The organism is Pedobacter sp. CAN_A7, from assembly GCF_015752175.1.
In the GTDB taxonomy this organism is placed as follows: Bacteria; Bacteroidota; Bacteroidia; order Sphingobacteriales; family Sphingobacteriaceae; genus Pedobacter.
Genome location: NZ_JADOUW010000001.1, coordinates 38826 through 64142 on the forward strand (window position 1 = coordinate 38826; position 25317 = coordinate 64142).

The window sequence follows — 25317 nt, forward strand, 5'->3', positions numbered from 1 at the left end:
AACATAAAAATAGGAGAAATAACCATGACACTTGTAAAATTCAACAACAGAACCCGGAACACTGCACCTTATTTTAACACTGTATTTGATTCTTTGTTTAACGAAGCGTTAAATAAAAACTTAACCGTTAATAAAGTTCCTGGTGTAAACATCCTGGAAAGTGCTAACGATTACCAGATTGAAGTCGCAGCACCAGGTTTAACAAAAGAGGATTTCCAGATCAACTTAAAGAAAGATAACCTTTCTATCTGGGCGGAGAAAAAAGTAGCCGAAGGAGAAGAAAAAGACTATAGCCGCAAAGAATTCGATTATTATTCTTTCGCCAGGTCATTCGTTTTGCCAGAAAGCATTGATGCCGAAAAAATCAGCGCCGAATATGTAAACGGAATTTTAACCATCACCATTGGTAAAAAAGACGAAAGCAAAGTGCAAAATAGAGAGATCAAAGTATCTTAATCAACGCGCAGAATAACAACATCAGCCCGCTGAATAACAGCAAAAAGACCGGACATCCTTAGGATGATCCGGTCTTTTTTGTGAATTAGGGTTAATAAAATACATAAATTTTCAGCTGCAAGAAGCAGCAGCCCACCACTCCTCATGCTTCTAAAACAATGCATATCACATGAACCAATGTTCTAATTCCAAATCAGGTTTTGCGTCACGCATGGTGATTTTTCTTAAACTCGCTAGGGGTACAATCAAACTTCGCTTTAAATACGGTGGAGAAATAATTAGGTGTAGAAAACCCAACCATATAGGTAATTTCAGAAATGGTGTAATTTTCATTAATCAATAAATACCTGGCTTTTTTTAGCCTTCTGCTCAATATATAGTCTGTAATACTACAATCTAAAAGTGCTTTTACTTTCCGGTAAAGTTGAACCCTCGATACACCAATAGACTTACAAATATCATCTACACTAAAATTTTCATTTGCCAGGTTCTCTTCCACAATGCCGGCAAAATCATTGATAAACTTTTTATCAAGCGTTTTAGAGATGGGTAATTTGCTCGAAGAACTTACGTCACTAATATAGTGTGCTTTGAGCAGTACCCTGTTTTTTAGCAGGTTGTTAATACTCGCCAATAAATGGTCAGCCTGGAAAGGCTTAACCAGATAAGCGTCGGCCATACTTTCTAAACCTTGAATCTGCTGTTCCATGCTTCCTCTAGCCGTCAGTAAAATGACGGGGATGTGCGATGTTCGTATATCTGACTTCAGTTTTTCCGTTAATTCCTTTCCAGAGAGTCCCGGCATCACCACATCTGATATAATCAAATCTGGCACCTGCTCATAAGCCGCATCTAATCCATCTGTGCCTGTATTGGCTGTGAAAACTTCATAATGTTCACTTAACTTATCGCTTAAGTAATTCAGCAAATCTAAATTGTCTTCAACAATCAATATTGACTTTTCTTGTAGCTTAATTGGGCTAGGCAAGCGGTCTTTCTCTAATGGGCCATCGAGTTCTGAAGTATAGATCTTTGCTGTTTCATACAATTCTTTTTTGTCAGTCGTCGAATATGTTTTTTCATCAGCATCAAAGTGTTCATTTCCTGTTAACAGCTTTAAAGAAAATGCGGTGCCATGTCCTTTTTTACTGTTAACGGCGATATGACCATGATGTAGCAGCATGATTTCTTTTGATAGCGATAAACCTAAGCCTGATCCTTTGGTCGCATTGGTATCTACCTGGTAAAAATGCTCAAACACATGTGCCGCTTCATCGTCAGTCATACCCATTCCATTATCTTTTACTTCGATATAAATGGCGTCCTGTTCCTTTTTCACCGTTACATGAATGATTCCATTCGTCGTGGTAAACTTGAAGGCGTTAGATAACAAGTTAAAAAACACTTTATCCAGCAAATTAGCGTCAAACCAAACCATAAGGTTTTGCTCTTTAGTAATGAGCCTAAGGTCGATGTTGAGTTTTCTGGCACTGTGCTGAAAGCTGTCCATGATGTCCTTGATAAATTCAATGAGGTTATTCGGAGCCGCATGAATCGTCATTTTTTCAATTTCTATTTTCCTGTAAGTGATCAGCTGATTAATTAATCGCAGCAAGCGGAAAACATTTTTATGAATATGATTAAGGTTACGTCCAGCAATCGATTTTAGTTTTTCATTTTGCATTAAGTCTTCTAAAGGCGACAGGATTAGCGTTAATGGCGTACGGAATTCGTGAGATATATTGGTGAAGAAGTTAAGTTTAGCCTCTGTTGCCCGTTCTGCTTTCGCAGATAGTTCTATCAGCTGATTTCGTTGATTTAAAATCTCCACGTTTTTAGCTTCTAACCTTTTGTTTATTTTTCTGTTTTCCTGTAAAGAATAAAAGGCTAATCCTCCAAAAACTACAGCCAGCACAAGGGTAGTTACCGTAATGTTAAGCACCACTTGTTGATTATTGAATAAAGTGTCTTGTTCTTCTAATAGGGCTTGCTGGCGTTCAATATCCTTGTACTGACTACTAATTTTATTCCATTGCAGTTTCATCAATTGTACGTTCGATGAGTCGATCACCAATGATGGCAAGCTGGTTTCTTTGTTAAAAGCTTCTTTATTTAATATTTTAAAGGCCGTCACTATGGCCTCTTTTCCACCGGTAGGGTAAAGTAAACTGGCATCAAGTACCTTATCTGTCACCATTTGCAGGCCACCACCACTACCTGGAAGGGCATCTATGCCAAACACTTTTATGGGACGGTTAACCTTCACTTGCTTTAACACCTGTTTAGCGCCACTGGCCATCACATCATTATGTGCAAAAATAGCATCGACAGTACTTAAAGATGATTGTACTTTCAGCATTTGGCTTTTAGCCTTTGATTTTAGCCAGTCGCCATAAAGTTGGTGACTAATTTTGATGTTATTGAATTTTTTCAAGCCTTCCGTAAAACCTCTTTGGCGTTCAATGGCAGGAGATGACCCTGGTAAACCCATTATTTCTATAATATTCCCTTTGCCTTCAAGTGCTGCCCCCACATATTGCCCTGCCATTTTTCCAATCTGGTAGTTGTCGGCACCTACATACGCTGTATACGCGTTAGAAGAGGTTTTTCTATCAATAATGATAACGGGTATACCTTTATGGTAAGTTTCTTCAACCACTGGCGTAAGTGGTTGCGCTTCATTGGGCGAAATGATGAGCAAATTAATACCCTGCTCCAGCATCCGTTTCACCTGAGCCACCTGGGTTTTACTATCTCCGTTGGCATCTGCATAAATTAGCTTGGCACCAGGGTGCAGGGAAAGCTCCATATTGATTTCTTCTAACATGGTTTTACGCCATAAATCAGAGCCAATACATTGCGAAAAGCCAATGAGGTATTCAGGTTCTTGTTTTTTCTGACTGCATCCCTGAAGGAGACTTCCTATTAATAAGAAAAGTACAAGCTTCATGAAACGCAACAGTTGTAGTTTCATGAAGAATGCCTTTTTAAGATTGATCATTAGGGCTTGCATTTTAGGTGATGAAAGGACTGTCTTACCAACAATCGGAATTTAAAGTTATAAAAAAATGTAGGGTTGTAGAATACGGCCGGTTTATGAAGGTGAAATGTCGACGAACGATGTATCAAAATTAAAGATACGGTGTTTTAAAATTGTAAGTGTGCTCAAATAAATCTTCCTAATTAAATTTATAAGCTTAATAATCAGGTGATTGAGATATATTTCAATTTTAAAAACTTTTGAAACAATTATAGCAGGCAAAATTTTGTGCTTGCCCTACTTTGCAATCTCTAACCAATAACTAAACGTATGAAACAACATTCCGTCCTGGCATGGTCCATGGTCGTAGCCCTGGGAGGCTTTTTATTTGGATTTGATACCGCTGTAATTTCAGGTGCAGAAAAGTCCATTCAACAATTTTGGCAACTGTCAGTTTTTGAACACGGCTTTACCATCTCTATCGCTTTAATAGGAACTGTAATTGGATCATTGATTGGCTCGCGGCCATCCGATCATTTTGGCCGTAAAAACACCCTTTATTTTGTCGCTATTGCATACTTACTATCTTCATTGGGTACTGCGCTGGCCGATAACTGGTCTGTATTTTTAATCTTTCGCTTTTTAGGTGGTTTAGGTGTAGGCATTTCTTCGGTAACCGCACCAATTTATATCTCAGAAGTGTCACCTGCCGACCGAAGAGGCCGTTTGGTAGGGCTTTTCCAATTTAACGTGGTGTTGGGAATTTTAATATCCTATTTATCAAATTACCTGCTAAGTCAGGGAGGGGAATCTTCCTGGCGATGGATGTTAGGTGTACAAGCTTTTCCATCCTTACTTTTTCTGGTCCTCATTTATTTTATCCCAGAAAGTCCACGTTGGTTAATCCTCAAAAAAGGTGCATATGATCGTGCTTTAGAGATTTTGCGCATCATTAATCCGTTGAATTGCGAAGAAGAACTTGTCGCCATTAAAAACTCCGCGGAGGACCATCAGCAATCGAAGAAAAATAAAGACAGCCTGTTTTCTAAAAAATACAAGACACCGGTGATGCTGGCCGTGCTTTTTGCTTTCTTCAACCAGGTTTCAGGCATCAACGCCATCATTTATTACGCACCACGCATATTTGAAATGGCAGGATTGGGGGCGCATTCTTCCTTATTGTCTACCGTAGGTATAGGCCTCATCAATTTTATGTTCACCTTGCTGGCCATTAATTTTATTGATAAAGTTGGAAGAAGAGTACTGATGCTCATCGGCTCCGTAGGCTTAATTGTATCGCTGTTTTTGGTGAGTTACACTTTTTACACCGGAGATTTCAGTGGTTTTGTGATTCCCATTTACATGATGATTTTCATCGCCTTTTTCGCCTTCTCCCAAGGCGCAGTGATCTGGGTATTTATTTCAGAGATTTTCCCTAATGAAATGCGTGCAAAAGGACAAACTTTAGGAAGTTCTACACACTGGATCATGGCTGCCATCATTGCGTTTGGTTTTCCATACCTGGCAGAAACGTTCGGTGGGGCCACTACTTTCTTCTTTTTCGGGAGTATGATGGTGCTTCAATTGCTATTTGTATGGCGTTTAATGCCAGAAACTAAAGGCAAGTCTTTAGAGCAAATAGGATCTAACCTAATTATGCATTAAGCTGATGAAAAATATGAAGTCTAAAAAATCGGTCGTGTGTTTTGGAGAAATCCTTTGGGATAATCTTCCAACAGGTAAAAAACCAGGTGGTGCACCAATGAACGTCGCCTATCACTTACATAAACTAGGCATTGATAGCCAGCTCATCAGCAGCATTGGTGATGAGCAGTCGGGCGTGGAGTTGATGGGTTTTTTAAAGGAGATTGGGTTGAAAACTGATCTCGTGCAGATCGATCGTGCGCATGACACCAGTGAAGTTCAGGCCAGTGTAAACCCAGATAATCATGAGGTGACTTACGAGATTATTTCTCCCGTGGCCTGGGATTTTATTAGCTGGCAGCCAAACTTTGAGACGCTATTAAAGGAGGCCCAGGCATTTGTTTTCGGAACGTTAAGCACCAGGAACCCCGCTACAAGAAATACCTTGTATCAAATGTTGGAACATAGTGCTTATCGTGTGTTTGATGTCAATCTTCGTGCACCTCACTATTCTCCTGAAGTGATTGAAGCCCTGCTTAAAAAATCAAACCTGGTTAAGCTCAATAGCAGCGAATTATTGCTCATCGCACAATGGTATAATCAAGCTTGCGTCAAAGAAGCAGATTGTGTCGAAGTACTTTTTGATCGATTCAATATAGAGGAGGTCATCATTACCAAAGGGAGCCAGGGGGCCACTTATTATACCTCATTGTTCCGCTATGATTATCCGGCTTATTCGGTCCATGTAGCCGATACTATTGGGAGTGGAGATTCTTTTCTTGCCGCATTTTTAGCGATGAAACTAGGCGATGAGCCCGTAGAAATAACATTAGATTATGCAGTGGCCATGGGTGCTTTTATCACTTCGCAAGCAGGCGCCTGTCCTCAATATTCCAAGTTCGATCTGGAAAGATTTATCTGGAAAAAAAAATTAGGGATCTATGATAAGACTTAATTTTTCACCGCCTTAAGGTTGAATCAAATTCAACAGTAACGCAACTGTAAATAATTACCCATTAATAGAAATAGATTTTTTTCTACAGGCCCTGCTATGGCTGGTGTTTCCGGAAAATTGAGCGCTACGACCTCCCATCCGAATCACAAAATGGCTTAACAAACGAACAAAAACAAACCAAATATTAAATCTTAAACCAAATTGTTATGAGAAAATTTCTCTTATCCTTTATCCTCTGGCTTACCGCCATAGGATGGAGTTACGGGCAAACCAGGCCAATTAGTGGCACGGTGACAGACAGCGGTACCAGTCCGCTTGATGCAGTGACAGTAAATGTCGTTGGAACACAGAAATCTACAGTGACCGATCAGAAAGGGCAGTTTAGTATTGAAGCGGCTACCGGCCAAACCCTAAAGTTTTTCTACATGGGCGCAGAACCTGGCATCTTTGTCATTACTGCCGACACCAAAATTGTAAATATCAAACTTGATATCTCGGTTAATAAATTAAATGAGGTGGTAGTCACCGGTTATCAAACGGAACGTAAGAAGGATATCACCGGTGCAGTCAATGTGGTTGATGTGGCCGAGATTAAGGATATCCCCACCGGCAATCCAATCAAATCTTTGCAGGGAAGAGTTCCCGGTGTACTCATTACCACAGATGGTTCTCCAACAGGTGGGGCAACAGTAAGAATACGTGGAATTGGAACCTTAGGCAACAATGACCCACTCTATGTCATAGACGGCGTACCTACCAAAAGTGGTTTGGAACAATTAAACCAAAATGATATTGAATCTATTCAGGTGTTAAAAGATGCATCGTCAGCAACCATTTACGGATCAAGGGCTGCCAATGGGGTCATCATCATCACCACCAAAAAAGCTAAAAATGGCTATTCAAAAATAGACGTCAATGCCAGCACCTCCATCCAGAATTATGCAACCAAGCTGAATACGCTTAATGCAGAAGAAAGAGGAAGGGCTTATTGGCAAGGTGCGGTTAACGACCGCGCTAACCCAAATAATAACCAGATTTACCAATACGACTGGAACAATGATTTTACCAATCCGGTGCTTAACAGTGTCATCTTACCTGAATTTATAGATGCGGCACAAACCATGAGACCAGCAGATACCTATTGGTTTGATGAGATTTCACAGAACTCCATTATCCAATCTTATGATATATCCATGTCTAATGGTGGTGAAAAGGGTAATTCCTTGTTTTCTTTGGGTTACTATGACAATAAAGGTATCGTTAAGGAATCCCACAGTCAAAAATATACGGCAAGATTCAATGCAGATTATAGTTTCCTAAACAACAAACTTAAAATAGGAGAGAATTTCTCTGGAAGTTATATCAAGAATGCGCTCATTCCAGCGAGTGATGTGCTGTTTGCATCCCTCGTTCAGCAGCCTATTGTACCCGTTTACACTGTTGATGGTGGTTGGGGTGGACCGGCGTCGGGCATGACGGACAGACAAAATCCAGTCAGGCTGATTGAAGATAATATTCAAAACCAATTTCATTTCTTCCGGCTTTTTGGAAATGCGTATGCTGACTATGAAATTATTCCAAAACTTAATTTCAGAACTAGTTTCGGTATAGATTACAATGGTACCTATCAAAGGTTGCTTAAGAAATCTTATACCTCAGGGTTTCTTGCTGATCCGGCTAACCAGGTATCCAATAACCAGGTATACCAGGGAAATGTGATCTGGCAGAATACCTTAAACTACAAAGTATCCCAAGGAAAACATAGTGGAGAAGTGCTTTTGGGACAGGAATATGTGAGAAACATTAACCAGGAGTTTTCTGCAAGCAGACAAGGCCTTGCGCTCGAAAACATCAACTATGCTTACCTGAATGCAGGAACTACCAATACGTTAAACGGTGGTAGTGGTGCAGCTTACTCCTTGCTTTCCTATTTTGCAAAGGTGAATTATGTTTATGCTGATAAATATATCGCCTCAGTAACCCTAAGAAGAGATGGTTCTTCGCGTTTTGGTAAAGAAAATCGTTATGGAACTTTCCCAGCATTTTCATTGGGATGGAGGATGAGTGAGGAGCAATTCATCAAAGACCTTGGATTTATTTCTGACCTTAAGTTGCGTTACGGATGGGGTAAGTCGGGTAACCAGGATATTCCAAACAATGCGAGTCGTTCTCTTTATTCAGCAATTTATGGTACTGATCCGACATGGGATTTCGACCGCGGTGGTGCCTATGATATCGGTGGGGCAGGCTCAGGCCAACTGGCATCAGGTTTTACCATGATCCAGCAGGGAAATGATGCCTTAAAATGGGAGTCCCTGCAGGAGTCGAATTTCGGTCTGGACTTCGGCTTATTCAACAATAAGATTACCGGTTCAGTAGATTATTTTATCAAGAACACGGATGATATCCTGATCAGTCCTGCTTTCTTAGCTGTTTTAGGAGATGGCGGCAATAGTTACCGTAATGGTGCTTCGCTACAGAACAAAGGATTGGATGCCATTGTGAATTATGATGGAAAAATAGGTAATGACTTTTCATTTAATGTTGGTGCTAACTTCTCCCTATACCGTAATAAGGTGACTTACCTTCCAAATGATGTATTGGCTTCTTATCCAGGTAACGGTACCGATAAAACAATCCTGGGTAGACCCATCAATTCCTACTTTGGTTATATCGCAGATGGATTATTTAACTCCCAGGAAGAGGTTGACGGTTCAGCTGCTCAGCCAGGTAAAGGACTTGGAAGAATTAAATACCGGGATTTAAACAATGATGATGTAATCAATGACCTGGACAGGGATTATATAGGACATAACAGCCCGAAATATTCCGCTGGTCTTAATGTCTCGCTGAGTTATAAAAACTTCGATATGAGTTTCTTTATCCAGGCTATCAATGTAGATGTGGTCAATGATTTCAAGACTTACACAGATTTCTCTTCCCTATGGACAGGAACAAACTGGGGCAGCAGAACCTTAGATGCCTGGTCTCCGTCGAATATGTCGTCGAGCATTCCTGCACTCACCTTAGTAGACAGGAATAACGAAGGAAGATTCTCCACTTATTTCATCGAAAACGGATCATACGTTAAACTGAGAAACCTGCAGATAGGCTACAACCTTAAAAATGCATTGAAACTTAACATTCCGAATGCAAGGATTTTTGTTCAGGGCAGTAACCTGTTTACCATCAAGAGCAAAGGCTTTACAGGACCTGATCCAGAAATTCCTAACTATGGTTTCCCGGTGCCAGTTATCGGTACAGTTGGGGTAAATATTACACTTTAATTAATAAATGAATTCAAGATGAAAAAGCTAAATTATATAATCCTGATTTTATGTTTTGTTTTCGCGTCCTGCGAAAAGACATTAGATGAACCGGCACAAGGTGTTGTCTCTTCAGAAGAGTTGAATACGCCAGAAAATATCGATAAAATGGTTATTGCGGCATATTCCGCATTGGGTAATGATCATTATACTTCCCCTTATTCCAGCATGTGGCCTTATGGCAGTGTAAGAGGTGGTGATACTTATAAAGGTGGAGATGGCCCGGGCGATCTCTCCGAATTCCACTTGTTTGAGACCTTCTCGCTAAACAGGCCTGATAATCCGCTTTTAGATCAGGTATGGTTTCGGCTATATGTTGGCGTTGGACGGGCAAATGATGCCTTAAGAAGGGTGAATGCCATTTCTGAGGAGGCTTATCCACAAAAAACTGCGCGACAGGCAGAACTGCGTTTCTTAAGAGGGCACTTTTATTTTCTCTTAAAAATCCTGTTTAAGTATGTTCCTTACATAGATGAGAACGTGGAGAAAGCAGATTACCCTACCATCACCAACAACGCACTCACAAATGATGCTTTGTGGACTAAGATTGCAGAAGATTTCAGGGCTGCAGCAAATGGACTACCTGAAAGTCAGAATGAATTGGGTAGAATCAGTAAATTCGCAGGTAAAGCCTACCTGGCCAAAGTGCTTTTATACCAGGCTTATGAGCAGGGAGAAAATCATGCTGTTACCGCCATCAATTCACAACTGTTGACTGAAGTGAATACCTTGTGTGATGAGGTGATCAATTCGGGAAAATTTTCTTTGAGTGCAGACTATGCCAGTAATTTCCAGTCGGCGACAGAGAATGGACCTGAATCTGTGTTTGCCATCCAATACTCTAAAGATGATGGTACGCCAAAAGGAAGATTAGATTATGGCCACGCCCTAAATTACCCAATGAACCAGGAATATGGTTGCTGTGGTTTTAATGTGCCTAGTCACGACCTGATCAATGCCTATAAAACAGATGCGAGCGGTTTGCCAATGTTTACCACGTATAACAATACTGATGTGGCTGCGGCGCTAAATTTCCAGACTTCTACTTTTGATCCCCGTTTAGATCATACCGTGGCCAAGCCAGGAGCACCCTTTAAATATAAAACCAGCTTTCTATACCAACGCACCTGGTCAAGAGCACCTGCAATTTATGATGCTTTCGCTAGTATGAAGGAAGCGGTTACTCCAGACGATGCTTCCTTCCAGAAAATCCCACCATTCATTGGAAGTTCCAAAAATTGGCAGATTATCCGCTTTGCCGATGTATTACTTTGGAAAGCCGAAGCATTGATCGAACTCAACAGGTCCTTAGAAGCAGTTCCATTAATTAATCAGGTGAGGGCAAGGGCAAATAACAGCAAAGCCTTGCTTAAAACGGCTAATGGAAACCCTACGTCAAACTATAACATACAACTCTATCAGCCAGGTATAAATTGCGATTGGACACCAGCATACGCCAGGCAGGCCATGCGGTTTGAGCGCCGATTAGAATTTGCTACGGAAGGTTACCACTTTTTTGACCTGGTGAGATGGGGAATTGCGGCCAAGACCATGAACGACTATTTTAATACGGAAAAGACCAGGGTGGCACACCTTGCAGATGCCCGATTTACACAGGGTCGTGATGAGTATTTTCCGATTCCATTGAACCAGATCAACTTCAGTTCGGGTTTATACAAACAAAATAATAACTGGTAAAATTAATCGATTTTAATAATTTAAATTGCTAATATGAAAAGGAACAACGTTTATTACCTGATCACACTGCTATTGATGGTCTGCAGCTTTAATGCTGCAGCACAACAACCCTATACTGAAAAACATCGTCCGCAGTTTCATTTTTCTCCAGCTGCCAAATGGATGAATGATCCCAATGGGATGGTTTATCACAAAGGGGTTTATCATCTTTTTTATCAATATTTCCCTGACGGCACTAAATGGGGACCGATGCATTGGGGCCACGCCACCAGTAAAGATTTGGTATCGTGGCAGCATAAACCTACGGCCTTATTCCCTGATAGTTTAGGTTACATCTTTTCAGGAAGTGCAGTGGTCGATTCGCTCAATACCGCAGGATTTGCTAAAAATGGAGAAACACCTTTAGTGGCCATTTTCACCCACCACAGTCCTAAACCTGAGTTGGAAAAGATAAAGAAAAACCAGTACCAAAGTCTTGCTTATAGCTTGGACGACGGAGAAACCTGGACTAAATATGAGGGCAATCCAGTATTGGAAAATCCAGGGATTATAGATTTCAGGGATCCAAAGGTGATGTGGCATGAAGCCTCTAAAAAATGGATCATGACGCTGGCTACCAAAGACAGGATTACTTTTTACAGTTCCCCGAATTTAAAGGACTGGCAGAAAGAAAGTGAATTTGGAAGCAAACTTGGTGCACATGGTGGGGTGTGGGAATGTCCGGACTTATTTCCACTTGATATCAATGGGAAACAAGTTTGGGTACTTCTGGTGAGCATTAACCCAGGCGCGCCAAATGGGGGCTCAGGAACACAGTATTTTACCGGAGCCTTTGATGGAAAGACCTTTGTGCCAGATTCAGCGCAAACGAAGTTTATCGATTATGGTACGGATAATTATGCCGGTATTACCTGGTCGAATACAGGAGATCGGAAGATTTTTCTGGGTTGGATGAACAACTGGCAATATGCAAATGAAGTTCCAACCGAAGCATGGCGAGGTGCGGCAACGCTGCCAAGAGATTTGAAATTAGTGCAGGTCAATGGTCAGCACTATTTAAGCGCTAGCCCGGTTAAGGAATTAGATCGCATTACACAGACCGTGTTTGAAAAAAGTAAGCTTAACCTTAATAAGGAAATAGACTTATCTTCACACATCGCTAATGCTAAAGGACAGTTCAGGCTAGATCTAACTTTTAATGCAGAGGAGAGTTTCAACATCCTGTTAAGCAATAAGTCGGGACAAAAACTAACCATCGGCTATGATAAAGAAGCAAAACAATATTTCATTGATAGAACCCAGGCTGGTCAATCTGATTTTGAAGCGGGTTTTGCCAAGAAACATCTAGCACCACGGATCAGCGTCGATAAGCGCATCCAGCTTACGCTTATTGCAGATGCAGCTTCGGTTGAGCTGTTTGCAGATCAAGGCTTAACGGTAATGACAGATGTATTTTTCCCTGCTGAAACGATTTCTATATTAAAGATCAATGGTCCTAAGAAGAATAAGCTTACGGAGTTAACGGTGTCCAAGATCGCATCTATATATTAATCAACTATAAGACTCCTGTATACCTCCTCTATATCCGGTTCGGTAAAACGTACACTAGATATAGAAGAGATATACAGAAAGTAACCTACTCGCACAAGCTTAGCTGCATCCTTGGTCAAGCCATGGTGCATCGAATAGGTAGTCATAAAAAAAGCCTGCTTCATTTTAGATGAGCAGGCTTTTGTATGTTAGTCGGAAATTACGAGGTATAACCCAGAATTTTCAACACTTGTTTACTGTTTTGTTCCTCGCCAAAGACCTCAAAGTTGAACGTCTCATCGCGATTGCGGCGAATGATTACGTGTTTAGGACTAGGCAATAGGCAATGGTGAATACCACCATAACCACTCAAAACTTCCTGGTACGCACCAGTGTTAAAGAAGCCCAGGTATTGCACTTTACGCGTTTTCGGCATAAATACACTGTTCATGTGCGCTTCCTGGTTGTAATAATCCTGGCCATCACAGGTGATACCACCTAAGTTGACCCTTTCATATTCGGCATCCCAGTTGTTTACCGGTAGCAACACATATTTCTGGTTCAAGGCCCAGACATCAGGTAAGTTGGTAATGAAAGAACCATCCAGCATTAACCATTTTTCCCTGTCGTTTTGTTGTTTACGACCCAATACCTTGTAAAGAATACCAGATGCTTCAGCCACAGTGTATTTACCAAATTCAGTAATGATATCTGGTTCAATCACGTCATGCTCTGCACAGATTTCTTTAATCCTTTTCACAATTTCGTTCACCATGTATTCGTAATCGAAATCAAATACCAAAGAGTCTTTGAAAGGCATTCCACCACCGATATCTAAAGTATCAAGTTCCGGATTAATCTTTTTAAACTTGCAATACAAGGTTACATATTTCTCCAGCTCGTTCCAGTAGTAAGGGCTATCCGTAATACCCGAGTTGATGAAGAAATGTAATAGTTTCACCCTGAAATTAGGGTTAACGGAGATCTTGTTGTTATAAAATTCGATCACGTCTTCCATTCTTACGCCTAAACGCGAAGTATAGAACTGTGAATCAGGTTGTTCCTCAGCAGCAATCCTGATACCCAGGTTACATGGAGTATCCAATTCAATCTCGTCGTCATACAAGTTGAACTCTTCTTTGTTATCTAATACAGGAATGATGTTTTTATAACCATCATGCAGCATATCGATAATATATTGCTTGTATTGGTAGGTTTTAAAGCCATTACAGATGACCGTAATGTTTTTGTCTACAGCACCTTTTTTCTCCAGTGCTTCAATCATGGGCATATCAAATGCCGATGACGTTTCCAGGTGGATGCCGTTTTTCAAGGCTTCTTCCACAATGTGACGGAAGTGGGAACTTTTGGTACAATAGCAATATTTATAATCACCTCTGTAATTGTTTTTCAAGATGGCGGTTTGAAATAGTATTTTCGCCTGTTGAATCTTTTTACTGATCATGGGTAAATAGGTGAAACGTAATGGTGTACCATAAGTTTCAATCATTTCCATTAAGTTGAGGTCCTGAAAGTACAATTCATCGTCTATGATGCTATAGCCTTCTTGCGGAAAACCTACACTTAGATCAAGAAATTCGGAGTAACTCTGCATTTTTTATATTTTTGAACAATTATTAAAGGTATAGCTAATTAAAATGAGTTAATTTTGGGGCAAATATAAACCTTTTATAAAACAACAGCCGTAATTTTTTTTATGACAAAAATTTTAAGGGTAATAGAAGTAAAATCAGAGATCGGAGCAGGTACCCGAGGCGCAAGTCTGGGCGTAGATGCGATTAAGATTGCGGCGTTAGATTATGGAAGCAGGTTTTTTAAGAAACATAAAACCGTAGAGGTTCCCAATGAGAACCATTTGTTGCTGGAAAGCACTGGCAGCCCCTTTGCAAAGCGTATTTCAGGAATCCTGACCATGGTAGAAAGGGTGCACGATGAGGTGAAGGACACCCTGGAGCGCAAAGAATTTCCTATGGTATTGGCTGGTGACCACAGTACGGCGGCGGGCACCATTTCGGGCATCAAATCAGCTTTTCCGAAATCAAAGTTAGGGGTAATCTGGATTGATGCACATGCAGACCTCCATTCGCCTTATACCACACCTTCGGGAAACATGCATGGCATGCCCCTGGCTATGGTGCTGGATGAGGACAATTTGAATGAAAAAGTAAACAAGCTGGACCAGGAGACCATTAACTATTGGTTTCAGTTAAAAAACGTAGGCAATATTGCACCAAAGATCACTTATCAGGACCTGGTATTGATTTCTGCACGTGATATGGAGAAACCAGAAGAGAACCTGGTGACGAAGAATAATGTAAAAAACATCACCACGGCCGACTTGAGAAAGCGGGGTGTGGAGCGGGTAGTGATCGAAACGATGATGTATCTGGATCATTGCGACCTTATTTATGTATCATTTGATGTGGATTCGCTGGATCCAAGTTCATCACGCGGTACAGGTACACCCGTAGCACAAGGCATTACTGAAAAGGAAGCCGGCATGCTGATTTCTAAAATAATTACGAATAAAAAAGTATGTTGCTTTGAAATAGTGGAAGTGAACCCCACTTTAGACCGTGAAAATAAGATGGCAGAAAATGCCTTCGAGATTTTGGTTAAAGCAACCAATGCGTTAAGAAACGAATAGACTATGAACATTGAAAGAAATCTAATTACAGCAACAGTAGCTGCTGTAAAACAACTATACAACCAGGATATGCCCGAAGAGCAGGTGAACCTGCAGGATACGCGCGCTGAATTTGACGGTCAAATTACGGTAGTGGTATTTCCGGTGGTCCGTTTCTCTAAGAAATCGCCGGAAGCAACGGCGACTGATTTAGGCGAATACCTGGTGGAAAATGTGGAAGAGGTGACCGCATTCAATGTCATTAAAGGCTTTTTAAACCTGAGCATTGCAGAATACTACTGGTTAAACCTGTTGAATACCGATTTGCTGGACCCTTCCTTTGGTTCCTTTAAACCAAACGGTAACAAGGTGATGGTGGAATACTCTTCGCCAAATACCAATAAACCCCTGCATTTAGGACACGTCCGCAATAACTTATTGGGTTATTCGGTGGCCGAACTGTTAAAAGCAGCGGGAAATGAAGTGTATAAAGTAAACCTAGTTAACGACAGGGGGATACACATCTGTAAATCGATGCTGGCCTGGCAGAAATTCGGGAATGGAGAAACACCAGAAAGTACCGGTTTAAAAGGCGATCACCTGGTGGGAAAATACTATGTGATTTTCGATAAGGAATACAAAAAAGAAATCGAGGCGTTAAAACTAGCCGGCCAGACGGAAGAGGAAGCTAAGAAAAACGCACCGCTCATCAGAGAAGCACAAGACATGTTATTGGCCTGGGAAAAGGGTGATGCGGCTACCATAGACCTTTGGAAAACGATGAACACCTGGGTATATGCAGGATTTGACATCAGCTATAAAAACCTGGGTGTAGATTTCGATAAATACTATTACGAAAGCAATACCTATTTGCTGGGAAAAGATACAGTAGAAGAAGGCCTGAACAAAGGTGTTTTCTTTCAAAAACCAGATGGTTCGGTATGGATCGACCTGACTGCCGACGGACTGGATGAGAAACTGGTGTTACGTGCCGATGGAACTTCAGTGTACATCACACAAGATTTAGGTACTGCCCAGATGAAATATGATGATTTCGAAATGGATGAGTCTATTTATGTGGTAGGAAATGAGCAGGATTACCACTTTAAGGTATTGTTCCTGATTTTAAAGAAAATGGGTAAAACCTGGGCACAAGGCTTACACCATTTATCGTATGGCATGGTTGATTTGCCAAGCGGGAAAATGAAATCGAGAGAAGGAACCGTAGTGGATGCCGATGACCTGGTTGCTGAAATGATTGAGACCGCTAAACAGAAAACAGAAGCCCTGGGCAAGGTAAACGACTTTTCAGAAGAGGAAAAACAACAGCTGTACTATAACATTGGGATGGGTGCCCTTAAATACTTCCTGTTAAAGGTAGAGCCTAAAAAACGCCTGTTATTTGACCCTGCAGAATCGATCGATTTCCAGGGAAATACAGGTCCGTTTATCCAATACACCCATGCACGTATTAAATCATTATTGAATAAAGCAGGTTATAAAAGTGGGGTAGACAGTGATATCAAGATTGTGCTTACCGCAACTGAACTGGATATGATCATCTTACTTTCTAAATACCCTGTGGAAATTGCTGCAGCAGCCAAAGGCTACAGTCCGGCTACCTTAGCCAACTACTTATACGAAGTGGCGAAGATGTTCAACAAGTTTTACCATGAGGTGCCACCGATCATTAAAGAAGAAAGTGAGGCTGTGAAACAGCACCGCTTGAACCTGAGTGCTTTAACGGCAAACATATTAAAATCGGGTATGAAATTATTAGGTATCACCGTTCCCGAAAGAATGTAATTGATGTTTAAAAAGTGCTTTAACACCTTAGTAGGTAAGGCTGATGAATTTACGATGGCCGGCAGGATGTTTCATGCCATGTCGGTATTCATTGGCCTTACTTTATTTATTAAAGCACTTTTTTACCAATTCACCAGTTTGCAGCTGGCCTCTACGGTTTGCGCCCTGGCCTTACTGCTGGAAATAGGCTTTTATTACCTGAGCCGTGTGAAAAGGCAATCCTTGCTGGCCGCCATGCTCAGCTCCATTAAACTCACTTTCATGCTGATCCTGATCTACCTGTATAACGGTGGATTAAGCGGTAACATGCTGTTGCTTTCGGCCATCAGCCTGTTCCTGGTATTGCTGATTACTCCCCAAAAACAAGGCTGGATCTGGCTAACGGCCATTACTACGTTGGTGCTTGTGATGATCACGCTGGAATACCTGGATCCAGTAGTTGTACAGCAACATTATAGCAGTCGGGCAGAGCGTTTCATAGATATGGGGATGACCTATTTGACCATCACGTTGATTCTATATGGTGGCCTTACCGTGTTGCGCAAGAGTTATGAACAGCAAAAAGAACTTGCGGCTTTGCAGACCAGTAAGTTGCAAGGATTAAATGATGAAAAGGATAAAGTCCTGTCTATCCTGTCTAAAGAGTTAAATGCACCTATGTTATCCGTCAAACGATACCTTCATGTGGCGCAAAGCATTGATGTCAATCCTGGGGAACGATTGGAGATGGAGAAAGAGCTGAACCGTACCCTGGATGATGCACAGTACCTGTTACACAATGTGCTGTTGTGGGCTAGGACACAAATGGACGTCAATCATGTAGTGCTGGAACCTGTACCGGTGGCCGATCTGCTTAAGCGGGTTGTTGGTTTATTTGAACCAAAGGCGTTAAAAAAGGGCATAGAGATCACCTTAGACCTCGCTGAAGAGGTGGCTATCCTGGCAGATCCAAAGATGTTAAAAGTAGTGCTGCGGAACCTGATTTCGAATGCCATCAAATTCACTAACCTGGAAGGAGAAATCGGGATCAGTGTTACGGTAGCAGCTGGCCATTGTATCATCGCGGTAAGGGACAATGGCATCGGTTTAACCAAAGAAAAACAAGCGGTCATCTTTAGCTTAAACATTGCGCCTAATTACGGCACAGCGAACGAAAAAGGCACGGGTTTAGGCTTAGTGCTGTGTAAGGATTATGTAGAGCGGCAAGGCGGCAACATATGGTTTACAAGTATACCGTGGGAAGGAACAACATTCTTTGTGTCCCTTCCGCTAGTAGCTCTACCAGTATCTGTAACACCTCAGGAAAGTAACGAGGTCTAGGCATCTTTCTGCGCACCCTCTTTGGTAGTCACCAAAGTTTTCTTTCTGAAAATAGGGAAGGTCATCGGACTTTTCGCAGGTCGCTCATCGCCAAATAAAACACCCCATTGTTTAAACATTTCAGTACGGTCGAAGACCACTTTTAATACCGCAATGAGTGGCATGGAAAGGAACATTCCGGATACGCCGGCAATACTTCCACCGACGACGACCCCGATAATGGAGACCAGTGCGTTAATCTTAATTTTAGAACCTACAATCCTTGGCATCAGAATATTATTATCCAGGAATTGTACCACCGCAATCACAATTAATACTGTTAATACTGGCCATATTTCAGTAGAGGAAGTCAGGGTAAGTAATACCCCTATGATGTTTCCAAACAGGGCCCCTACATAAGGAATCAGGTTGAGGATGGCAAAGATTACTCCGATTAACAAAGCATGTTTAATACCAAATAATAACAATACGCCTCCTAAAAGGATGGTCATATAGGTCACCTGGATCAGCAATCCCATCAGGTAACTTTTAATAATCGATTCTGTTTGGTAAATGGCGTCTTTCACGCGAGGGTGATCATCTTGTTTAAACCACATGAAGATGAAACGCAGCAAAATATCTTTATAAAACAAGATCAGGTAAACGTAAATAGGCAATAGGCCGACGAAGATGAATATGTTACTTAAGGTAAGGGCAGCACCACTGGCTAAACCACCTGCAAAATTAAGCAGATCGGCACTTTTATCGCTGATAAACTTGGTTTGTTCTGTGGTTGAATATGGAGAAATGCGGCCAATCCATTCGCTGAGGGAATGTAAGTGTATGGAAACATTCTTTTTTATCTGCGGGAAATCCTGGATAAGTGTGCCCATCTGTGAGGAGAAGAACCAGCCGATTAAACCGACGAATATCGCCACGAGCAAAATAGGAAGGATGATGGCTAAAATTTCAGGCACATGCCACCTGCGCAATAGACGAAATGCAGGAAAGAGCAGTAAACTCATGAAAAACGCAGTCAGGATGGGCATGATTATGCCACTTCCGATCACGAAAATGGCGCCTACTAAAACAATGCCTAATAATTCAATAGATCTCTTTACGGTAAGCGGCATTTCTGACATAGTATTGTTTTAAATTTACACAACAAACACGGGAAGGTAAGAAATGTTTGGCTAGTTTTGCGCTTTACCCGATAATTCGCAAAAGATGATTACAAATGAGACTATAGTTGCTTTATCTACACCTCCAGGTATTGGTGCGATTGGTATTATCCGCTTATCCGGAAAAGATGCCATCGTGCTAGCCAACTCGGTTTTTTCGGGGAAGGATTTAGAGAAGCAGGATTCGCATACGCTACATTTCGGCTTGATTAAAGACGGCGAAAAGGTGATTGATGAGGTGGTAGTGAGTTTGTTTGTTGCCCCGAAATCGTATACCAAAGAAAATGTAGTTGAAATCTCTTGCCATGGGTCAAATTACATCATCCAGCAAATTATCCAATTGTTAATTAAGAAAGGGGCCAGTGCAGCCAAGCCTGGTGAATTTACCTTACGTGCCTTTTTAAACGGTGGTTTAGACCTTTCCCAAGCTGAAGCGGTATCTGATTTGATTTCTTCGGATTCTGCAGCCGCGCACCAGGTGGCCATGAATCAGCTTCGTGGTGGTTTCAGCACGGAACTGCAGGTGTTAAGGGAGCAGTTGATCCATTTTGCTTCGATGATTGAGCTGGAGCTTGATTTCGCAGAGGAGGATGTGGAGTTTGCTAACAGAGACCAACTGCAAGCGTTGATTGATAAGATTACGGTGGTGTTGAACAAGCTGATCCGTTCTTTTGAATTGGGGAACGTGATTAAGGAGGGGATAAACACGGTGATTGCGGGTAGACCGAATGCCGGGAAATCAACTTTGTTGAATGCGTTACTGAATGAGGAACGTGCGATTGTGAGTGAAATTGCAGGGACGACAAGGGATACGATTGAGGAGGTGTTGAACATTAACGGGATTAACTTCCGTTTGATTGATACGGCTGGTATTCGTGAAGCGAAGGATACGATTGAGGCGATCGGGGTGGAGAAGACGATGCAGAAGATTGACCAGAGTGCGGTGTTGGTTTATTTGTTTGACGTTGCTTCTTTAACTAAGGAGGAGATTAAGGAAGATATATTGAAACTGTACAAGGACGGAATGGCGTTTTTGGCGGTAGCAAATAAGATAGATATCGCTTCGGGGTTTGACTTTTCTGGTTTAGATTTACCTGAATCAATTAGGTTCATATCCATTTCTGCGAAGGAGAACCAGTATGTGGAGGAATTGAAAGAAACTTTGTATGAGATTGCGGTTGGCGACCAGCTGACGGACAACCATACGATGGTGACGAATATCAGACATGTGGAAGCACTTCAGAAGACGCGTGCGGCATTGGATAGTGTTGCATATGGTTTAGCGAATCCGGTGACTTCGGAATTCCTGTCGGTTGATATTAAGCAGGCGTTGCATTACTTGGGCGAGATCACAGGGCAGGTGACGACCGATGACTTGTTAGAGAATATATTTAGCAAGTTTTGTATTGGCAAATAATTTAATTATAAAGACATATTATGTTGATTATCAGTTGTTTATGATTTTTATTTTACAACATAGCCAAGCATAACTAAAACGCTCCTTATTTCTTGATTCTCAGTCATGATCGTTCATTGTTGTTTGCGGTTGCGTGTGGTCGATTATTATATTAAGCCGTTGTTAGATACTGTAAGCGCTTGGATCTTTGGTGTTGCCATCTATGATCACTACAACCTGTCGTGGAGGAAATTCCATTTCGGCTGCTTTGAAGCCATGTACTTCAGGAATAATCAGTTTAATGTTATTTCTGGGCGGGGCCGGTGGTGAGTTTTTTTCTGTGAGCTCCAGGATGCACAGTATAGAAAGTTGCTTCCCGTTGCCTGATGAGTAGGCGACTGGCTGTTTGCCGTATTTGGCGATCAGCTGCTGTCGATCTGAGATTTTAGATTCCGATTTCAGTTCGGCAATGATGCCTTTATAGCCAATTTCTACACGGCCTCCTGCCAGGTGCGCTTCTTTAATAATTTGTTCTCCGAGGTAGGGTATTCCCACCAGGTGCTGAATTAGCTGGTCTCTGAAGACGCTTTCCAAAACTTTATTTTTACTTTTATAGGTACCATGCTGAAGACAGAACCCCTGGTAATTCAATATGCCGCGAAGAAGAAGCAGGAAGTCTTTCAGCTCTGTCTGATCCAGGTTGGGCAGTTCTGTTCTTAGTTTGGTGTGGATGTCTGCGATCGCGCTGTTCATGGAACTGAATCCTGTCATAAATTCATGGGAATTGGGATCCAGCACTTTTGCAATCAGCTGATCGTAGCCGATAACTACTGGCACGAGCTTCTTGCCATCCGTTTTTTGAAAGTAACAAAGCAGTTTGATGACCATATTGTCATCGAAATTATGCTGGGGGTATCTGAACACAACGTAACCCGAAATTTCTGTGCTGGAAGTCTTAAAGGGATCAATTGGAGGCAGGCTCAGTTCATAGGTATTTTGATTCTGGGAGGAGACAGGCACCAAGAACATTTGTTCGCAGTCCTTCGGCCACTGGTTGATTCTGATCCTTCCCTTGATCACATACATTTTATCCGGCTGAAGGATCTGGGGATTAGCCCAGGGTTCTCCGTCAACCTGGAATTCAATGGATACCACTGTCTCCTTGGGTTCTTGCTTTGTTTCAGGTGTGCTGACAGCATTGCTGTCCCTTTTGAAACTGGCCATCGGATCGGTTTCGATGCAATAGAGGTAGGGGAACGGAAGCTTTGCCAGGCCTTCAAAAATATTTTTTACTACACTGATGTCGTTTCCTAGATCGTTTATTTCTTGCTTGAACCGGGTGATCCCATCTCTGAAATTTTCCGGATAAGGGTAGGTGTTCAAATCAATCAGGCTGCTGTTGGCCTTGGCTGCCTGCAGGTTAGCCTGCGCTTCCGCTGCGCCGGACAGAGTGGCCTTTATCCAGCGGATCAGGTGGAAAATAGTTTTTGCCTGATAGCGGTAATGATTAAAAAAGGTTTCATCAGCGGAGCCTTCAATTTGCTCCTTTATCTGCTCAAATAACGCTTCTACACCGGGCTCCTGCTTCAGGTAAGCTGCTGCCTTCGTGAAGTCGAAACCATAATAAATGGTTAGAAGTTCATTCCGAAGGAATTCTTCCCTATTGAGCAACTCTGGTACGTATTTTTTATAGTTGTGCATGAATAAGCTGTTGAATGTGAGAACGGTCGAGACTTGCTGAAGCTACTTTATGCTCAGTAACAGAGATCCTTTCAGCTTGCTGGTTAAATTTATGCGCATACGCAAGTGGTTTGGTATCAGGTACAGTTTTTTTGAAGAACCGGGTCAGTTCCAGCAGTTCCTCCCAGAGGCAGAAATAGGCGAGGATGGCATAAATATCAACCAGATCGATCATTACCCGGTCTTTCAGTCTGCTGATCTTATCTCTGGCAAAGGCTAACAATAGCTCTTTGTTTTTGCGGATCAGATCTTCCGGTAAGGTATAAAAAAAGTCTATGAATTCTTTACGTTCGTCATTGCCCGAAGAGTTAGGGGCAGGTTGTGATCTGGTCAGAAAACCGGTCGCTTCTTTGATCCAGATATCTGCCAGCGCCTGGTTTTTTCTGGCCAGGCTGGTCAGTTCCGTCAGAGCGTCACGATCAGTGTGGTAGTCTTTGGTGTCACAATATTTGATCAGGATTTGCTGCGTTATGTTTTTGCAGGTAGCTGCAAGCTTCCCACTCAAAAACAGCAGGATTCTGGTCAGTTCCAGGCCGTACGATAGGTCTTTCTCTTTGTAGTAATGATGTTCCAGGGTAAGTATGTCATTCATCCAGTTCATAAGGTCATTTTTCTCCAGAAACGGATAAGCGTTATAGGCAAAATCAGCGGCGGCATGGTGAACGAAAACATATTTGTCGAACAGCAGCGACCGGATGTGTTCAAAACAATCAACTTCCACGTACTCCGGGAACTCGCGGATGATAAGTCCGTAAGCGGCTATTGCCCTGCCGCGTACGCCAACAGAAAGGTCCTTCAGAAAAATCTTGACCAGATCAACGAATGTTTGGGTGGCCAGCTGAGGGAAGTGGATAAGGATATGAATAACGTAGGTCATGCCACTTCCCCGTACTTCTTCAGAATCGGGATCCTGTAAATACCCATAAATAGCTGGCAATAGCTTGCTGACGCTCACAATGTCTTTTAAGCCCTTCTGTAAGATCTCTATGATCTTAGATTTAAAGGCCCCCTCAGTTTTACTATCCAGTTTCTCCAAAACTGCCGCCATTCCCTCAAAATGTTTATCAGGCTGGCGGGTTATAGATTTGGTAATTAGATTGGCTGTTCCACGAAAACAATTATGCATGTCCTGTTCTATGTGTTGAATGTCCAGGAATGATTTGCCGACAAGCGGATTGAAGGAAGCAGCAGGCCGGGCCGGGTTTGCCGCGTCTTCCCGGTACCATTTGAATTGCGTCCGGTCAGAATTCAACAGGATTAGGTGCCCGACAAACGATTCAAAATAGGGGTCAAGTAATTCTGTCCGGCTTTGCTGAATCCTTTCAATTGCATGCATCGAAGCTTCTTTGAGCTCCTGTGAAGACTTTGAGTGCATCAGGTATTCAATGAGACGTTCAAGAAAAATTCCGGCGCATGCTGCATTGACCTTATAAAGCTCATCTTCTATGATCACCTCTTCGTAAAGTCTTACCAGTTCTGCTTTTCCCCAGCCCGATAAATTCAGGGCTTCATTTCCGGAGATTTCCTGTATGCGTACAGGATGAACTTTGTAAAGTGCTATCAGGGTTTTTATCGTTCTGTAGTCTGCCGAATCGCCGCTGCGTGAGCTGTCGCTAAATTCCAGCGAGCGGATCAGTAAAGGTGCAAATAGCAGCAGGACACATTTTCCGGACTCTATCAGGTCCGTCAGTAAACCGTTAATGTTGATCCGCGTTTCTCTGTCCTTATTTTTGAGCCGGCCGGTAATTATGCTTTCGAATTTTGGCTGATCGGTTTGATAAAACCGCTCCAGGATAGTGATGGTTTGCGGATAAGATCCTGCTTTATCGGGATGAAAGCCGTATATCCTACGGTAATCACAATTGCTAATTACCGCTTCCATTAGTGTTTCGCTGGCCACCAGTTCGGCATCAGTGATTGCATGAGCCCAAATCCCCGCGGAAATGTCTGTCTGAATTTCATTTTCTATTGCGGAGATAATCAGCTTTATTGTAAAAGGTGACAACTGTTGCCCATTTTGCTGAAGAATGGCGATGGTCTCAAAAATTGTTTTTTCAAGCTGCTTATTTTTAGTGAAAATTGCGAGATAACCGATCGCTGCCTCGCTGAAAAATTCAGGAGAAATCTTGGCAGCTTCTAGGAGCCTGGTCGCTGTTTCTGCGGCTTGTTCAGGATCATTTAGTTTTTGCACCAGGTTTATAATCGACAAGATCTTAACCTCCGCGGAAGTCTTCACTTTTTTAATCAGTGTTTCCGCATCATTAAGCAACCTTAACCTCAAATCTTCTTCAACCAGCACGTCCGCCTCTTGCTGCCTCGTGCGCTCATAATATTCATTCGCTGTTTTCAGGCCGAAATTGTTTCCTGAAAGCGGCTCGTGCTTTGGGCATTCCAAGCAATTCTCGATAATAAAATCTCTGGCATTCCATTCTAGGTTTGGACCCTCGTATGCTTCATTCTTTGCATGACGGCAGCCAATTGAAGTTGACATTGGGATGTTCATCATTTGCCCCATCATACTCGCGAGCCGACCGGATACAGCAATGTGTTTGCACCATTGCTTAACAGAGGGAATAAGTTCCTTATTCTTTTCCCCAAGGTGTGTCGCCTCCAAAAAATGCATTTCTTTATCGCCTTCTTTTGACATGTTCCGGTTTAA

Annotated in this window: 15 protein-coding genes; 10 read left to right on the forward strand and 5 right to left on the reverse strand. The window is 42.1% G+C overall.

Translation table 11 applies throughout. The features are described from left to right. Nucleotides 1-24: 24 nt before the first annotated feature. Entirely contained in the window at nucleotides 25-456 is a 432-nt protein-coding gene (locus IWX76_RS00175; RefSeq protein WP_196857838.1) for an Hsp20/alpha crystallin family protein, read from the forward strand. Nucleotides 457-661: 205 nt separating this feature from the next. Here IWX76_RS00175 and IWX76_RS00180 read toward each other — a convergent pair whose 3' ends face one another. After that, nucleotides 662-3430 (reverse strand): hybrid sensor histidine kinase/response regulator transcription factor, encoded by a 2769-nt coding sequence (locus IWX76_RS00180; RefSeq protein WP_334640821.1) that lies wholly within the window; start codon nucleotides 3428-3430, stop codon nucleotides 662-664. A 336-nt stretch (nucleotides 3431-3766) separates the two neighbouring features. Here IWX76_RS00180 and IWX76_RS00185 point away from each other — a divergent pair, with 336 nt between their 5' ends. The 5 genes from IWX76_RS00185 to IWX76_RS00205 all read left to right on the forward strand — a co-directional run bounded on the left by IWX76_RS00185 (nucleotide 3767) and on the right by IWX76_RS00205 (nucleotide 12610). Then, a complete protein-coding gene (locus IWX76_RS00185; RefSeq protein WP_196857839.1) occupies nucleotides 3767-5101 on the forward strand; it encodes a sugar porter family MFS transporter in 1335 nt (444 codons plus the stop codon). A gap of 13 nt (nucleotides 5102-5114) precedes the next feature. Beyond that, nucleotides 5115-6035 (forward strand): carbohydrate kinase family protein, encoded by a 921-nt coding sequence (locus IWX76_RS00190; protein ID WP_196857840.1) that lies wholly within the window; start codon nucleotides 5115-5117, stop codon nucleotides 6033-6035. Nucleotides 6036-6241: 206 nt separating this feature from the next. Continuing rightward, the gene (locus IWX76_RS00195) at nucleotides 6242-9322 is read left to right on the forward strand and encodes a SusC/RagA family TonB-linked outer membrane protein (RefSeq protein ID WP_196857841.1); all 3081 of its coding nucleotides are present in this window, start codon (nucleotides 6242-6244) and stop codon (nucleotides 9320-9322) included. Between the two features lie 18 nt (nucleotides 9323-9340). Beyond that, nucleotides 9341-11059, forward strand: coding sequence for a RagB/SusD family nutrient uptake outer membrane protein (locus IWX76_RS00200; protein WP_196857842.1), 1719 nt, complete (start codon nucleotides 9341-9343; stop codon nucleotides 11057-11059). Nucleotides 11060-11092: 33 nt separating this feature from the next. After that, nucleotides 11093-12610 (forward strand): glycoside hydrolase family 32 protein, encoded by a 1518-nt coding sequence (locus IWX76_RS00205; protein WP_196857843.1) that lies wholly within the window; start codon nucleotides 11093-11095, stop codon nucleotides 12608-12610. A gap of 199 nt (nucleotides 12611-12809) precedes the next feature. Here the strand turns inward: IWX76_RS00205 and IWX76_RS00210 are convergent, their stop codons facing one another. Further along, nucleotides 12810-14204 (reverse strand): arginine decarboxylase, encoded by a 1395-nt coding sequence (locus tag IWX76_RS00210; RefSeq protein ID WP_196857844.1) that lies wholly within the window; start codon nucleotides 14202-14204, stop codon nucleotides 12810-12812. Between the two features lie 102 nt (nucleotides 14205-14306). Here IWX76_RS00210 and IWX76_RS00215 point away from each other — a divergent pair, with 102 nt between their 5' ends. The 3 genes from IWX76_RS00215 to IWX76_RS00225 are packed head-to-tail and all read left to right on the forward strand — an operon-like array spanning nucleotide 14307 to nucleotide 18362. Next, nucleotides 14307-15257: an arginase gene (locus tag IWX76_RS00215; RefSeq protein ID WP_196857845.1), complete on the forward strand. Its 951-nt coding sequence runs from the start codon at nucleotides 14307-14309 to the stop codon at nucleotides 15255-15257. Between the two features lie 3 nt (nucleotides 15258-15260). After that, nucleotides 15261-17042: an arginine--tRNA ligase gene (gene argS, locus IWX76_RS00220; RefSeq protein WP_196857846.1), complete on the forward strand. Its 1782-nt coding sequence runs from the start codon at nucleotides 15261-15263 to the stop codon at nucleotides 17040-17042. A gap of 3 nt (nucleotides 17043-17045) precedes the next feature. Then, entirely contained in the window at nucleotides 17046-18362 is a 1317-nt protein-coding gene (locus IWX76_RS00225) for a sensor histidine kinase (protein ID WP_196857847.1), read from the forward strand. Here the strand turns inward: IWX76_RS00225 and IWX76_RS00230 are convergent. Then, nucleotides 18359-19483, reverse strand: a complete 1125-nt coding sequence (locus tag IWX76_RS00230; protein WP_196857848.1) for an AI-2E family transporter — start codon at nucleotides 19481-19483, stop codon at nucleotides 18359-18361. The genes IWX76_RS00225 and IWX76_RS00230 overlap by 4 nt on opposite strands. 85 nt (nucleotides 19484-19568) lie before the next feature. On the opposite strand from IWX76_RS00230, the gene mnmE reads away from it, so the two are divergent. Beyond that, the gene (gene mnmE, locus IWX76_RS00235; RefSeq protein WP_196857849.1) at nucleotides 19569-20939 is read left to right on the forward strand and encodes a tRNA uridine-5-carboxymethylaminomethyl(34) synthesis GTPase MnmE; all 1371 of its coding nucleotides are present in this window, start codon (nucleotides 19569-19571) and stop codon (nucleotides 20937-20939) included. Between the two features lie 162 nt (nucleotides 20940-21101). On the opposite strand, the gene IWX76_RS00240 is transcribed toward mnmE, so the two are convergent. Both IWX76_RS00240 and IWX76_RS00245 read right to left on the reverse strand, forming a co-directional pair. Further along, the gene (locus IWX76_RS00240) at nucleotides 21102-22619 is read right to left on the reverse strand and encodes a hypothetical protein (protein WP_196857850.1); all 1518 of its coding nucleotides are present in this window, start codon (nucleotides 22617-22619) and stop codon (nucleotides 21102-21104) included. Further along, nucleotides 22606-25281, reverse strand: coding sequence for a hypothetical protein (locus tag IWX76_RS00245; protein WP_196857851.1), 2676 nt, complete (start codon nucleotides 25279-25281; stop codon nucleotides 22606-22608). The genes IWX76_RS00240 and IWX76_RS00245 overlap by 14 nt, the downstream gene beginning before the upstream one ends. Nucleotides 25282-25317: the final 36 nt, after the last annotated feature.

Excerpts from the sequence above, each read along its gene's own strand:
- IWX76_RS00175 (WP_196857838.1), top strand. The coding sequence starts at position 25 with ATGACACTTGTAAAATTCAACAACAGAACCCGGAACACTGCACCTTAT.
- IWX76_RS00185 (WP_196857839.1), top strand. The coding sequence starts at position 3,767 with ATGAAACAACATTCCGTCCTGGCATGGTCCATGGTCGTAGCCCTGGGA.
- IWX76_RS00240 (WP_196857850.1), bottom strand. The coding sequence starts at position 22,619 with ATGCACAACTATAAAAAATACGTACCAGAGTTGCTCAATAGGGAAGAA.
- IWX76_RS00190 (WP_196857840.1), top strand. The coding sequence starts at position 5,115 with ATGAAGTCTAAAAAATCGGTCGTGTGTTTTGGAGAAATCCTTTGGGAT.
- IWX76_RS00180 (WP_334640821.1), bottom strand. The coding sequence starts at position 3,430 with ATGAAACTACAACTGTTGCGTTTCATGAAGCTTGTACTTTTCTTATTA.
- IWX76_RS00200 (WP_196857842.1), top strand. The coding sequence starts at position 9,341 with ATGAAAAAGCTAAATTATATAATCCTGATTTTATGTTTTGTTTTCGCG.
- mnmE (WP_196857849.1), top strand. The coding sequence starts at position 19,569 with ATGATTACAAATGAGACTATAGTTGCTTTATCTACACCTCCAGGTATT.
- IWX76_RS00210 (WP_196857844.1), bottom strand. The coding sequence starts at position 14,204 with ATGCAGAGTTACTCCGAATTTCTTGATCTAAGTGTAGGTTTTCCGCAA.
- argS (WP_196857846.1), top strand. The coding sequence starts at position 15,261 with ATGAACATTGAAAGAAATCTAATTACAGCAACAGTAGCTGCTGTAAAA.
- IWX76_RS00215 (WP_196857845.1), top strand. The coding sequence starts at position 14,307 with ATGACAAAAATTTTAAGGGTAATAGAAGTAAAATCAGAGATCGGAGCA.
- IWX76_RS00195 (WP_196857841.1), top strand. The coding sequence starts at position 6,242 with ATGAGAAAATTTCTCTTATCCTTTATCCTCTGGCTTACCGCCATAGGA.
- IWX76_RS00245 (WP_196857851.1), bottom strand. The coding sequence starts at position 25,281 with ATGCATTTTTTGGAGGCGACACACCTTGGGGAAAAGAATAAGGAACTT.
- IWX76_RS00230 (WP_196857848.1), bottom strand. The coding sequence starts at position 19,483 with ATGTCAGAAATGCCGCTTACCGTAAAGAGATCTATTGAATTATTAGGC.
- IWX76_RS00205 (WP_196857843.1), top strand. The coding sequence starts at position 11,093 with ATGAAAAGGAACAACGTTTATTACCTGATCACACTGCTATTGATGGTC.
- IWX76_RS00225 (WP_196857847.1), top strand. The coding sequence starts at position 17,046 with ATGTTTAAAAAGTGCTTTAACACCTTAGTAGGTAAGGCTGATGAATTT.